At 61.7% G+C, this 12,412-nt stretch carries 12 protein-coding genes; 9 read left to right on the plus strand and 3 right to left on the minus strand.

Going from position 1 to position 12,412, the window contains the following annotated elements; genetic code table 11:
* Positions 1-2: 2 nt before the first annotated feature.
* Complete coding sequence (locus tag AEQU_RS02610; protein WP_022739369.1) at positions 3-605, minus strand: FHA domain-containing protein; 603 nt, start codon at positions 603-605, stop codon at positions 3-5.
* Between the two features lies 1 nt (position 606).
* Complete coding sequence (locus tag AEQU_RS02615) at positions 607-1,941, minus strand: hypothetical protein (RefSeq protein WP_022739370.1); 1,335 nt, start codon at positions 1,939-1,941, stop codon at positions 607-609.
* Between the two features lie 81 nt (positions 1,942-2,022).
* Between AEQU_RS02615 and AEQU_RS02620 the strand changes: the two genes are divergently transcribed.
* Positions 2,023-2,646: a carbonic anhydrase gene (locus tag AEQU_RS02620; protein ID WP_022739371.1), complete on the plus strand. Its 624-nt coding sequence runs from the start codon at positions 2,023-2,025 to the stop codon at positions 2,644-2,646.
* Positions 2,647-2,877: 231 nt separating this feature from the next.
* On the opposite strand, the gene AEQU_RS02625 is transcribed toward AEQU_RS02620, so the two are convergent.
* On the minus strand, positions 2,878-3,918 hold the full coding sequence (locus AEQU_RS02625; protein WP_041714378.1) for an Abi family protein: 1,041 nt from the start codon (positions 3,916-3,918) through the stop codon (positions 2,878-2,880).
* A 327-nt stretch (positions 3,919-4,245) separates the two neighbouring features.
* On the opposite strand from AEQU_RS02625, the gene nrfD (AEQU_RS02630) reads away from it, so the two are divergent.
* From nrfD (AEQU_RS02630) to AEQU_RS02665, 8 genes are all read left to right on the plus strand, one after another.
* A complete protein-coding gene (nrfD, locus tag AEQU_RS02630) occupies positions 4,246-5,223 on the plus strand; it encodes an NrfD/PsrC family molybdoenzyme membrane anchor subunit (RefSeq protein WP_041714379.1) in 978 nt (325 codons plus the stop codon).
* 82 nt (positions 5,224-5,305) lie between these two features.
* The gene (locus AEQU_RS02635) at positions 5,306-6,280 is read left to right on the plus strand and encodes a slipin family protein (RefSeq protein ID WP_022739375.1); all 975 of its coding nucleotides are present in this window, start codon (positions 5,306-5,308) and stop codon (positions 6,278-6,280) included.
* A gap of 36 nt (positions 6,281-6,316) precedes the next feature.
* A complete protein-coding gene (locus AEQU_RS02640) occupies positions 6,317-6,715 on the plus strand; it encodes a GntR family transcriptional regulator (RefSeq protein WP_022739376.1) in 399 nt (132 codons plus the stop codon).
* Positions 6,716-7,047: 332 nt separating this feature from the next.
* Complete coding sequence (locus AEQU_RS02645) at positions 7,048-9,585, plus strand: molybdopterin-containing oxidoreductase family protein (protein WP_022739377.1); 2,538 nt, start codon at positions 7,048-7,050, stop codon at positions 9,583-9,585.
* Between the two features lie 2 nt (positions 9,586-9,587).
* The gene (locus AEQU_RS02650; protein ID WP_022739378.1) at positions 9,588-10,217 is read left to right on the plus strand and encodes a 4Fe-4S dicluster domain-containing protein; all 630 of its coding nucleotides are present in this window, start codon (positions 9,588-9,590) and stop codon (positions 10,215-10,217) included.
* Between the two features lie 17 nt (positions 10,218-10,234).
* Complete coding sequence (nrfD, locus tag AEQU_RS02655) at positions 10,235-11,503, plus strand: NrfD/PsrC family molybdoenzyme membrane anchor subunit (RefSeq protein WP_022739379.1); 1,269 nt, start codon at positions 10,235-10,237, stop codon at positions 11,501-11,503.
* 109 nt (positions 11,504-11,612) lie between these two features.
* Positions 11,613-11,975, plus strand: a complete 363-nt coding sequence (locus tag AEQU_RS02660; protein WP_022739380.1) for a hypothetical protein — start codon at positions 11,613-11,615, stop codon at positions 11,973-11,975.
* On the plus strand, positions 11,972-12,403 hold the full coding sequence (locus AEQU_RS02665; RefSeq protein WP_022739381.1) for a DUF4405 domain-containing protein: 432 nt from the start codon (positions 11,972-11,974) through the stop codon (positions 12,401-12,403). The genes AEQU_RS02660 and AEQU_RS02665 overlap by 4 nt, the downstream gene beginning before the upstream one ends.
* The last annotated feature ends 9 nt before the right edge of the window (positions 12,404-12,412 follow it).

Genomic DNA, 12,412 nt, shown 5'->3' on the forward strand with positions numbered 1-12,412 from the left:
GCCTACCGGTCGGGCACGGCCCGCGCCGCGACGCGCGCGATCTGACGGGCGTCCAGCGGATCCTTGCAGAACGCGCAGGTGGTAATGTGGCTTTTGGGGCCTTCCACGGCATACTCGGTTCCGCATACGGGGCAGCGAACGGACCAGGCGGTTTCGGCGGGAGCGTCCTGCGCGTCCGATTCCGCCGTGGCCCCCTCTGCCACAGCCTCCTGGGTGCCCACCCGCACGCGGAACACCATGTCGGCCAGCTTCAGCGTCTCGCCGCCGAACAGCGGTTGGGGCGCGCCGCAGCGCAGATCCGACCAGATGCCCCCGCGCTCCACGGCTGACGCGTTGCGGCCCGTGTGCTCGATGGTCCAATGGCCCTCGGCGTTTGTGGCTACCACGGCGTGGACGCCGGATACCCGCGGCGAGAAGAGGTCGGGCGAGAAGTCGCCGGCGCGTCCGAGGATGCCGCCGGGGGCCGTGACGCGCACGACCTGGCCGCTCCGCACCTCCTCCAGAAGCAGAACGCCGCCTGCGCTTTCGTGCGTCAAGGCGCTTCCGCAGGCCGCGCAGTGTGTCGCATCGTCGGGGTTGGCGAAGCCGCAGGAGCACAGACGCATGCTAGCTCATCTCCCTTGCCGCGTTGCCGCTGTGCCTGCGCTTCCTCTGCCCCGTCTGATTTGTCGCGATTGCGGTTGCGGTTTCGGCCTCGACATCTGCGACGGTTCGCATCTCGCGGCAGAAGACGGCACCGGGGGCGGCTTTGTAACGCACGGCGTTGGTGATGCCGAAGGCAGCCAAGTCATCGGCTATCTCGTCGTACACGGCGCAGAAGTCGTGCTGGTCGGCGAGAAGTCGCTCGGTGCGCGTTCCGGCCGGAGCGGGTTCCATGGCCATGATCTCGCCGTCTGCCACGGCCTCGATGCCCTCGGGCAGCCCCGCCACCTGCAGCATGAGGTCTCCCGCATCCGAAACGAAGGCGTGCAGCCCCTCGGTGGCGTCTGCACGGCCGAAGAGCCGATGGGTGCCCGCCAGATCGCGCCCCATGGTGACCGAGCGGGCGATGGCGTAGCCGTGGTGTGCCATGACGGCGTCGATGCAAGCCTTCAGGTATGTGTTGCGATCGGCCTGAAGCTGGAAGGCCCGCAGCGCCTCTAGGCGCCCTGCAGCCTCTTCCAAAGTGGCAAAGGTGCCCGGCGCAGCCGCAAAGGGAATGCCTTGGGCGCCCAGGTCGGCTTCGGCGTCTTCGATGAGGGCCACAAGATCCGCCATGGCCGCGGCATTCGATTCCATGGTTGGGAGCAGAAGTGCCAGTTGCGCGGCGGCCTCAGGCCCCAGCTCGCGCGTCGTTTCCAGAAGAAGGACGCGGTCGGCCGGCAGAGTGCAAGGGGAAGCGATGAGCGCGAGTGCCCGACGGGAGACTTCTTGCGCCTGGTCGTGGGCGATTGACGCGTCGCTATCGTCTGCGATTTTGCAATGTTCGTCGGCCATGAAAGAACGAGCGGCCTTTACGGCGGCTGTTGTGGCGCTCTCCTTGGCGGCTTCGGCTAGCAAGGCGGCGAAGTCGCGGGCATCGGAGGCGGCTGTGGCTTGGGTGCGGGCCCGTCGGATGCGCTCGGCCAAGGGGCGTGCCTCGCGCTCGAACGCGTCGGCGATGGCCGCGGCCCGCGTCGTGCAGCGCTCGGCGCGGGCTGTGGATTCCGCCATGGCCGCCGCCGGCATGAAGGCGCATTCCGCCGTCAGTTGCGCGAGGGCCGCCGCGGCGAGTTGCCGCAGGGAGGCGGCGGCCTCATCGGCTTCGGCGCATCCTTCGGCCTCGTCCAAAAGCTCGTTCAAAAGCGCCGTGATGCGCCGCCGCGCCCGGGCGCGTCCGTGATCCACGTCGGATCGCAGCGCCTCGAGCTGCGCCCGGATCATCCGCTCGATTTCCAACTGACTCGTCTTCGGCCCGCTCATGGATATGCCCCTTTGCCTAAATTCTCTCTTCGGATCATTATAGAGCTACCAGGAAGGATGACGCGGCGAGATGGAGGCGGTATGAGCGAGGATGGGATCGAGACATTGACGGGCGCCGGGTACACCGCCGACGATTACGATGGGGACGCCCATGTGCCGGCGGATGCGGCGCTGCGGCGTCTTGTCGAGGGCAACCGCATCTACGTGGAGGCGCTCGACCATGAGCGCGACTTGTCGCCCGAGCGCATCGCCGACTTGTTCGAGAACGGCCAGCGTCCCTTCGCCTGCGTCATCACGTGCGCCGATTCGCGGGTGGTGCCCGAGCACATCTTCATGACCGGGTTGGGAGAGCTGTTCGTCATCCGCGTGGCGGGCAATGTCGTGGGCCCCATCGAGCTGGCGAGCGCGGTGTACGCCTGCGAGCACTTGCACACGCGGCTTCTGCTGGTGCTGGGGCACACCCACTGCGGCGCCATCAAGGCGGCTCTCGACGGGGAAGCGGGGCCGGTGGCCGCTATCACCGAGCGCATCGCTGCGGCCCTCGGCGACGTGCGCGACCCCTACGAGGCCAGCGTGGCGAATGCCCGCGCCGCCGCGGCCGAACTGTCGGCGTCTCCCGAATTGGCACGCCTCGCCGCCGAGCACGACCCGGACATCAGAGTCGCCATCTACCACACCCACTGCGGCGTCGTCGATTTTTTGTGATTGAACCTGAGCCGAAGTCCCTCAGAAAAGTATGAGATTGGGGTCTGGACATTGCACGGGAATGCATAAAACTAGAGGGTTTCCCTTTCGAGAAACCCTCGTACAAAACGATCGCTCGTTTTTCGATGCTGGCTTATCATAGCAGAAATGCGGTAGAGCTTTCCGAGGATTTGGGGTTGTGCGCATATTGTTATCGCGAAGGAGCATACTGTGTCGCGTGCTATGCGCTTGTTATGACTGTGCTTGTGTTTGCGTGTCGTTCTGCGCTGTCGGATACCAAGATTCAATGAGGCTGCCGATAAAACGAAATCCCGATTTGATCTGGTTGTTTCCGTCGTAATAGTCGATATTCTTTTTCATACGCTCGGCAAACTTTCCAAGGTCTTCTGTGCGGTGCTCTAGGACTCCGGATGAGGCTCTTTCCTTATGGAGGTAGAGCGTCGCGACAATCTGACGCAAGCGCTCATTGCTCAATTTGGAGCGGCGCTGACCGGAACCGATTGACGCAACGGAAGAAACCGCTTGAGATATGGTGTCATTGGGTCGCTTGCCGCCTGGCTTTGCTCCCATATCGTTGATGATGCAATTGTTGTGGGCGCAGGCATTGCGCAGGGAGCGAACATCTTGCAAAAGGTAGAAGTCGTTCGCCAGTGTTTTGTCCTCGAAACGCTCGCTGCAGAATTTCGTGAAGTAGTTAAAGCTGCCAAAGGAAATGACTTCCTGAAAGGCCCAGACGGGGAAACGAAAATCAGGAAAGGATGCGATAAGATCTCTGGTATAAGGGCTATTTTTGCCACGCTCGATTTCTTGCTTCAGTCGATTGGGCGTTTTGCTGCCGTTTGGGTGATCGTAACTTGCCAGGAAATCTTGGATGATCTCGTATCCGTCCTCGTGGCACTTTTCAATATGCGTGAGCAGCATGACCTTGGAGAAATGCTCGACATCCAGCGTCAATCGCAGCATCTCATAACGAAGGAGCATATCGATGACGGAAAGGTCGACGAGCATCTTGAAGTCAAGATTCGCAAATTGCCCTTTGCGCTTGCCCTCTTCGACTCTGGCAAATCCTTGGCGATAGGATCTCAAGCGGAAGAAGTTGTTGTTCTTGGCTAGATAGGAGATCGCGCCCTTTTCGCTCATGAGGTCGAATCGGACCCCTTGGCTTCGCAGGTGCTTCACTTGTTCGTCGGGTGTCAGCCAAGGCTTGCTTTTGGGGTTCGTGCCAGCTGCGATGTGGCTGCTGCCCGACTGATGCGCTCTCGACTCACTCATGGATATGCCCCTTTGCATAGATTCACATTCAAATTCATTATATAGCTATCGGTATGAGGCTTTATGCAAGACGGAAGATGGCGTAAAGGAGGGCAAAACTGCAAAGTTGGTGGGAGTGGGCTACATCGCCGACGACTATGACGGGGCCGCTCATGTGTCGGCAGCAAAGGCGTCGGCCATGAGGTTCTTGTCCATGACGGAGCTGGCGTTGTCGGCTTCTTCTCAAAATAATTATCGTAATAACTTGCGATAAAGTGATTGAGTGGATACACTTGGACGAGATGATTCGCAGAATGTAGGGGCGGCGTTGGAAGGCAGGGGAGAAGATTGTTCAGCGAGCTTGCCGTAGCCTACTTGTTTTTCGGGGGAACGGGGGCGGGCGCCTGTGTCGTTATGGGTGTATTGGAATGCGCCAATATCGGTCGCTACAGTGCAAGATCGAGCCATTGGGTCGCAAGGGAATCGCCGCCTCACCTGGTTCTTTGGTTGCGAAAGAACCTGCGAGTGCCCCACGAGCTTTTGTCCCGCGGCTGGGTTCTTTGCCTGGTGCTGTTGGCAGCGGGCGCTCTTTGCCTTATGGCCGATGCCGGTCGTCCCGAGCGAGTGCTCTCTTTATGGCTGGCTCCTCGCTTCACCGTCGTGACGGTGGGTGCATGGGCGCTTCTAGCTTCGGCTGCGTTAGCGGCTTTCTTCGCTCTTGCGTCGAATGGCGTTGGCGCGCGATTGCCGCTCTTTGTGGTGCTTGTCGCCGCCGTCGCCGCCGTGATCGCGGGAATGGTCACGGCGGTTTACACGGGGGTGCTCCTCATGCAGTTTCCCTCGGTGGTCGCCTTCGGGACATGGCTCGTTCCGGCGCTCTTCTGCCTTTCGTCGCTGTCGTGCGGTGTGGCCGTAGCCTTCGGCGTCGCATCTCTCGTTGATTCCCGCGTGCCGTTTGGCGCAGCACTGCGATGCTTAAGCCGCATGGATCGCGCAGCGATCGTCGCAGAGATAGTGGCGCTGGCTCTTTTTGCGGCGTTTTTGTTGTCTGATACCCGAACAGAGGCAGGGGGCCGCGTTCTTCTGGTGGGCGATGAGGCGATTATGTTTTGGGTGGTGCTTGTGCTGGTCGGTTTGGTCGCGCCTTTTATCCTGGAGTGTCGTTATCTTGGAGGGGATCGGCGCACGAAGGGCCTTTGGATTGCCTGCTGCCTGCTCCTTGGCGGTGTGGCCCTGAGAATCTGCGTGACGGGGCTCGCGTCCTTCGATGTTTCCCAGAGTCCCGAGATTGCAATACGTATGGCATTCGCGGCAACAGGGAGCTGAGCCGCGTTCTCACAGCGGAAGCGCCAGAATACGATCAACGGCAAGGCGATTTGCCGAGCAGGACGAAAGGAAGGATCGACTGATGACGAAAAGCGCAAGAAGTCGCAAGGTGCGCCGCGCCGAATGGGAGGCGGCGCCGGGGCCGTGGAGCGACAGCGAAGCGGAAATGCTGGCGGCAACCTCCTACGTGCCCAAGAAGTCGTCGCGCAACGGCGCTCTCGTGTTCAGCGTTGCCGTGTTCGTGGCCGCGGCTGCCGCTGTGCTCGCATGCGACCTTCTCGTTGAGGGGCGCATCTCGCTTGTGGGTATTCTTGCGGCTCTGGTGGCGGCGCTCGCGGCCTCTTCATCGTTGCATATCGCTTTGGGGTGGGAAAAGGTGGTCGTGCTGCGGCTTGGCAAGCTGAACCGCGTGGTGGGGCCCGGCTTCTACGCCACCATTCCCATTTTGGAGCACGGAACTATCCGTGTGGATCAGCGCATTATCGCCACTCCCTTCCGTGCCGAGCGCACGCTGACGGCTGATCTCGTGCCGGTGAACATCGACGCGGTGCTGTTCTGGGTGGTTTGGGATGCGGAAAAGGCCTGCGTGGAGGTGGAAGATTACTACGCGGCCATATCGTATCTCGCGCAGACCTCGTTGCGCGAGGCGGTGGGGCGCTCGACTGTGGCCGAGGTGGCATTGCGGCGGGACCAGCTCGACGAGGAGATCAAGGTCGACATCGAGAAAGAGGCATCCGGCTGGGGCGTTGATATCATCTCCGTGAAGGTTCGCGACATCGTGATTCCTGCGGAGCTGCAAAACGTCATGTCCCTGGAGGCGCAGGCCGACCGCGAGCGCAACGCTCGCATGACGGTGGCGAGCGCCGAGGCCGATCTGGCGGAGATGCTTTCTGAGGCTGCTCGCATTTACGGTGATGAGGATGCGGCGCTGAAGCTGCGCACCATGCTCATGCAGTACGAGACGGTAAAGGGATCCGGCAGCGCCGTCGTCACCGTGCCCACGGCGGTGAGCGATGGTTTTGCTGAAGGCGTCCAACGCGAGGGGCGAGGACTCTGATAGGATATAGGTACCGTTTCGCGAGAAAGAAGCACCATGGGCGTCCTTGAATCTTTCGCCATAGACCACAGCTCCGGCCTTCCGGTGTGGATACAGATTAAGAACCGCATCGCCTACCTTATTGGCTCGGGGGCCTTTGTTCCCGGTGACAGGCTTCCTACGGTGCGCGCCCTGGCGGTAGATCTGGACATCAGCTACAACACGGTGAACCGCGCCTATATGGATTTGGAGCGCGAGGGCTACATCTCCACTCGCAAGGGACGGGGCACTTTCGTAGCCGAGCGCCACGATTTGGGTGCTCATACGGCCTCTGATTCTCCCATCGAGCTGGTAATCGACGATATGATTCGCGTATGTTCGAATGCGGGCCTGGCCGATGACGACATTGTCGCCATGGTGGAGGCTCGCCTTGCCCACCGGGAGTTCATGCGCTAGGCCCTCGCTTGCGCCCAGATGCGGTGGTGGGGCGCACACAGTCGCCCGTGAAGTGGGCTGGTAAAGCTGTTTCGCTTTGAAAAAACTGTGCATTCTTGGGAAATATACCAGGTCAAAGAACACTTTTTCGCATTGTCACAAAAAGTTGCGACAATCTATTTATTGTCGCAATACATTGTGATAATATGACGCCATAAGGATTTGGCCAATTCTTACCGAAATGGAATCAGGTAGAGTAGAGCTGATTCCGAGAGAAGGGGAGTTTGCGCTTGGCAGCGCCAGGGCAACGGGCTGCAAGGGAAGCATGCTCCCAAAACATGCGAGGAGGAAAGATGACTGAGGCATTTAGTCCCGCCAACGGACTCACGCGCCGAAACTTTCTCAAGTCGACGGGCGTTGCGGCCGCTGCTGTAGCCGCGGGAGGCGCCGGGGCTTTCGCTGCCGGCGGCCTTGCCCAGGCCGAGACTTACGAGGCGGGGCAAACCGAGGGCGATGGTGAGGAAATCTTCTGCGGCATCTGCCGCGGCAACTGCTCGGGTACATGCAAGCTCAACATTCATGTGCGCGACAATAAAATCGTCAAGACGTCCAAGCGCTCTTTCAACTCTTTTCCCGACGGTAGCGTTGATCGCATCTGCCTGCGGGGCTTGAGCCATGTCTACAACGTTTACGGCCCCAACCGCATCCAGTATCCCATGCGCCGCGTAGGCGAGCGCGGGGCCGGCGAGTGGGAGCGCATTACCTGGGAAGAGGCCATTAAGGAGATCACCGACGAGTGGAAGCGCATCCAGGCAGAATACGGCGAGCAGGCCATCGCCTATACCCGCGGCTCGGGAAACCTGGGAGCCATCAGCGGCGTAGCATCGCCCATGTACAATGTCTTCTTCAACAAGATCAACGCCAGCATGATCAAGATCGCTCGCGACCAGGCCAACACTCGTGGCATCAACCGCGTCGTGGGCAACCTCGGTGATTGGGTGTTGAACGATCCCTCCGATTTCAAGAACGCTAAGACGCTGTTCGTGTGGGGCGCCAACATCACCGATGCGCAGATTCACGACTGGCATTTCGTGGCCGACGCCCAAGATGCCGGCACCAAGCTGGTGGTCATCGACCCCATCATGACCCAGCTGGCTGCTCGCGCCGATATGTGGGTTCCGGTGAAGCCCGCCACCGACGCCGCCCTCGCGCTTTCCATGATGTACGTCATGGTGGAGGAAGATGCCGTGAACAAGCCCTTCCTGCGCGATCACACCTGCGCGCCGTTCCTGGTGCGCAGCGACACCGGGAAGTTCCTGCGCATGAGCGACCTGGGCGTGGAGCCCGAGGTCATCGAGGTGGAGACGGGCGCTGTCTCGGCTGCCTCCAGCGAGAACAAGGGCGCACAGGTCGGCAAGGCGAAGACCACCACCAAGATCATCGACCATCCGGCGGTGCTCGATGCCGATGGCACGGTGAAGAGCCTCGTTGAGGCCGCCGACCCGCAGCTGAACGGCACCTACGACTTCAACGGCGTTTCCTGCAGCACCGCCTACGATCTGCTGCTGGAAGACATTATGGAGTACGCGCCCGAGAAGGCCCAGGAGATCTGCGACGTTCCTGCCGAGACCATTGTGGAACTGGCGCATCTCGCCCTCGACGGCCCGTGCACTCATCGCCTGGGTTGGGGCTCCAACTCCTACACCAACGGCGTGCACGCGGCCCACGCCAACATCACCATGGCAGCGCTCACGGGCCAGATCGGCTATCCGGGCGCAGGCACGGGTGTTGGCGACTTCAAGGCATGCTGGGGCATCAACGCGGTTGTGAAGGGCATGACGGCGGCGAAGTACCCTATGATCTCGGCGCTTGCGCTGCCGGAGATCATGCGCACCGACAAGTGGAAGGGCGAGGACTACCCCATTCGCTCGCTCTACGTGTACGCTGGCAACCCCGTTTCCAACCAGGTGAACACCAACGAGTACATCAACGACGTCGTCGGCAACATGGACCTGTATGTGGTGGCCGACTATACCTTCACCGATACGGTGAAGTATGCCGACATCGTGCTGCCCGCCTCCCATTGGTTCGAGCAGCAGGAGTTGGTGCCCATCTCTGCCACCCAATGCTTCCTCCACAGCGAGAAGGCTATCGACCCCCTGTACGAGTCCAAGAGCGACTTCGAGATCTTGAAGCTCTTGGCCGAGGGCATGGGGTATCCCGATCTCATCGACCTTACCGAGGACGAATACATGTCCCAGGTGGTGGATACCCCGGCTTTGGGCGCGCTCGGCATCACCTACGATGCCATCAAGCAGAACGAGGACATGTACTGGTATCCGGAAAAGCCCTGGATCCCCTGGAAGAACGCCGAGTTTCGCACCGAATCCGGTCGCATGGAGTTCTATGTCGAGAATCCGACCGTGCAGTTCGACGTGGGCCAGGAGTTCGACGAGGATCGCGAGCATCTGCCCCGCTACTTTAATCCCACCGAGGCCTATGAAGGCAGCCCCACCTGGGACAAGTACAAGCTCATCTTGCTGTCCGAGCGCCCGCGCTTCCGTGTGCACTCCATGTGGTCGGACAACGCCTACCTGCGCGAGCTTGACCCGGAGCCCACGATCAAGATGAACCCGGCCGATGCTGAGGCCCGTGGCATTGCCGACGGCGACTACGTCGAGGTGTACAACGATCGCGGGCATTGCGTGGCTCGGGCGGTGTACAACGACGGCATTCGCCCGGGATGCATGGTGTATCCCAAGAGTTGGCAGCAGCACCAGCACAAGGCGGGTAGCTGGTCTGAGCTTCTGACCAGCGAGTACGATCCCGTCGGTGTAAACGAGAGCTACTTCGACAACCTTGTCGAAGTGCGTGTCTGGAATGAGGAATAGCCATGGCTGAGAGCAAACTGGTTATGTTGGTGGACACCAAGCGGTGCATCGCCTGCAACTCGTGTGCCGTTGCCTGCAAGGTGGAGAACAACCTGCCCAAGGACGTGTGGTGGAACCGCGTCATGACGGTCGGCGGCCCGCATCTGGATGCCCCGAGCGGCACGTATCCCAACTTGGAGATGTATAACGTGACCGTGGCCTGCCAGCACTGCGAGAATCCCGCTTGCGTGAAAGTATGCCCCGTGGGCGCCACCTATAAGGATCCCGAGACGGGCGTGGTGCGCCAGGACTACGACAAGTGCATTGGCTGCCGCATGTGCATGAGCGCCTGCCCCTACAACGGCGTGCGCTCCTTCAACTGGGAGGAGCCGGTCTACCACCTGGACTTCGCCACGGGCGACCAGGACGTGGCACCGCATCAGAAGCATGTGGTCGAGAAGTGCACGTTCTGCTGGCATCGGCTGGCGAAGGGCCTGGCGCCGGCTTGTGTTGAAGCATGCTCGGCCCGTGCGCGCATCTTCGGCGACGCGAGCGATCCCGATTCCGCAGTATCGCAAAAGCTGAGGGAGCGCTCGTCCATGCGCCTTCTCGAGGATCGCGATACCGAACCGTCTGTCTATTTCCTCCGGTAACGAGAAGGAGTTGAGCTATGTCTGAGTATATGCAGGGCGGCGCCCTTGCCAACGACGACCTCGATTTCTCGGCGCCCCGCGAGCGGGATCGCGCCAGCGAGCGCTCGTCGGCCGCGGTGAAGAGCCCGGCGCTGAACGTGGCCATCGGCGTGAGCGCCGTGGCGGTGCTGGTTGGTCTGGCGCTGTGGTTCATGCAGCTGTCGGGCGGCATGGTGCAGACCGCCATGCGCAACCTCGATAGCTGGGGCCTCTACATCACGGGCTTCATGTTCTTCGTGGGCCTGTCGGCTGGCGGCCTCATTATCTCGTCGGTGCCCAAGGCCCTCGGAATCCGCGGCTTCGGCGGCATCTCGAAGGTCGCCGTGTTCTCCTCCATCGCCTGCACGGTGGTCGCCATCGGCCTTGTGGTGGTGGACATGGGCCAGCCCTTCCGCGTATGGGAGCTGTTCGTGTATTCCAACCTGGGCAGCCCCCTCATGTGGGACATCATCGTGCTGGGCACCTACCTCATCCTGTCGTGCGTGTACCTGTGGGCGCAGATCCAGGCCGAGCGAGGCAAGGTCAGTGCCGTGGCGCTGCGCATCGTCTCGGTGATCGCGCTTGTCACCGCCGTGCTCGTGCACTCGGTGACCGCCTGGATCTTCGGCCTGCAGCAGGGGCACGAGATGTGGCACACCGCCCTTCTGGCTCCATGGTTCGTGTCCTCCGCCCTGGTGTGCGGCACGGCGCTCGTGATGGCCATCGTCATCGGGCTGCGCCGCGCGGGCTACCTCGAGCTTGAGCAGGACAACGTGGTGCGTCTCGCCAAGCTCCTCGGCGCCTTCGTGCTGGTGGATTTGTATTTCTTCGGTTGCGACCTGCTCACCGAGGGCTTCCCGGGCGGGGCCGGAGCGGAAGTGGTGGCCCTGCTGACCCAAGGCCCCCTGGCGCCCTACTTCTGGTTCGAGATCATCGGCTGCGCCGTGTGCGCCGTCATCTGCCTGACCCCGGCCCTGCGACGCAACGGCCTTTTGGTGGCGGCATCGCTGCTGGCCATCGCGGGCATCTTCTGCAAGCGCGTGCAGCTGCTGGTGGGCGGCTTCCAGATCGCCAACCTCGATCTGCCCTTTGCGATGAACTCCATGAGCATCACTTACGCCGACGGCACGCTCGCCGATGCCTACGCGAACCTCGTCTACTGGCCTACGCCGCTGGAGTTCGGAGTGACGCTGGGCGTGGTAGCCCTCGGGTTCCTCATCTTCTTCCTGGGTCTGAAGTTCCTTCCTCTGCGACCCGCCGAGAAGTAGTTTCCGCAGATGCGGGCCGAACCATCCAATCGGTTGCGCGTCTCTCTAGCATGCGGGCCGTCTGCCGCGGGGCGGGCGGCCCTTTTCTTTCGAGGGAGGAAGGAACCCTATGAGGAAGATCATTGCGACGGTGGTGGTGTTTCTGCTGGCCGGCGCGTGCGTTGTCGGCGCGGTGGCCCTCGTGCAGCCCGATGTGCTGAGCGTGCGGCCTATCGCTGCCGATTCGCCTTGCCCGGTGGTGGGGTGCGCATCGGGTGAGTGCCACGGCTTCGACGATGTGCCCGAGCCCGACGGCGTGCACGAGATGACCTGTCCGGAGGCCTCGTGCGCATCGGTGGAATGCCATGGCTGGGAGACGCTCTCGTCTCGCTACCACCAGGCGTCGGATGCCAGCCTGAACCTGTGGATTCTCATGCCGGTGGCCCTTGTGGTGGCGCTCGTCGGCATTATGCGGAAGGTGGGACGGTCATGAGGATGCTCGTTGTGGATGTTCTGGCGCTGGCCCTGTACATCGTGGTGTCGCTGCCCGCGCTGACGGGTGTGGGACCGCACGAGTGGCTCGGGCTCGGCGTGGGGCTCGTCCTGCTCGTTCACGGCGTCCAGCACGCCGACTTCGTCACGCGCCTTCTGTCCGGCCACCGCTCCCTGCGGGTAGCAGGTCGCGTTCTGCTGGATGTGGCCCTCGTGATCGCGGTTGTGGTCGTTGTTTTGTCGGGTCTTATGGAGTCGGGTGCCGTGCTGCTGTCGTTCGGCCTGTACGCCGAGGGGTATTACTTCTGGGGGCCTTTGCACGCAACGTCCGCCAAGGTGCTTCTCGCGCTTCTTATTGTGCATGGGGCGCTCAACATCGGTCCGGTGCGGCGTTTGACACGGCATATGTGTGCGAAGGAGACCGAGTAAGCGAGCGGT

Source organism: Adlercreutzia equolifaciens DSM 19450, from assembly GCF_000478885.1.
GTDB lineage: Bacteria > Actinomycetota > Coriobacteriia > Coriobacteriales > Eggerthellaceae > Adlercreutzia > Adlercreutzia equolifaciens.

What these genes read in the sequence shown, in the direction of transcription:
- AEQU_RS02665 (WP_022739381.1), top strand. Translation starts at nt 11,972, where the DNA reads ATGAGGATGCTCGTTGTGGATGTTCTGGCGCTGGCCCTGTACATCGTG.
- AEQU_RS02635 (WP_022739375.1), top strand. Translation starts at nt 5,306, where the DNA reads ATGACGAAAAGCGCAAGAAGTCGCAAGGTGCGCCGCGCCGAATGGGAG.
- AEQU_RS02625 (WP_041714378.1), bottom strand. Translation starts at nt 3,918, where the DNA reads ATGAGTGAGTCGAGAGCGCATCAGTCGGGCAGCAGCCACATCGCAGCT.
- AEQU_RS02640 (WP_022739376.1), top strand. Translation starts at nt 6,317, where the DNA reads ATGGGCGTCCTTGAATCTTTCGCCATAGACCACAGCTCCGGCCTTCCG.
- AEQU_RS02610 (WP_022739369.1), bottom strand. Translation starts at nt 605, where the DNA reads ATGCGTCTGTGCTCCTGCGGCTTCGCCAACCCCGACGATGCGACACAC.
- AEQU_RS02650 (WP_022739378.1), top strand. Translation starts at nt 9,588, where the DNA reads ATGGCTGAGAGCAAACTGGTTATGTTGGTGGACACCAAGCGGTGCATC.
- AEQU_RS02660 (WP_022739380.1), top strand. Translation starts at nt 11,613, where the DNA reads ATGAGGAAGATCATTGCGACGGTGGTGGTGTTTCTGCTGGCCGGCGCG.
- AEQU_RS02645 (WP_022739377.1), top strand. Translation starts at nt 7,048, where the DNA reads ATGACTGAGGCATTTAGTCCCGCCAACGGACTCACGCGCCGAAACTTT.
- AEQU_RS02615 (WP_022739370.1), bottom strand. Translation starts at nt 1,941, where the DNA reads ATGAGCGGGCCGAAGACGAGTCAGTTGGAAATCGAGCGGATGATCCGG.
- nrfD (WP_022739379.1), top strand. Translation starts at nt 10,235, where the DNA reads ATGTCTGAGTATATGCAGGGCGGCGCCCTTGCCAACGACGACCTCGAT.
- AEQU_RS02620 (WP_022739371.1), top strand. Translation starts at nt 2,023, where the DNA reads ATGAGCGAGGATGGGATCGAGACATTGACGGGCGCCGGGTACACCGCC.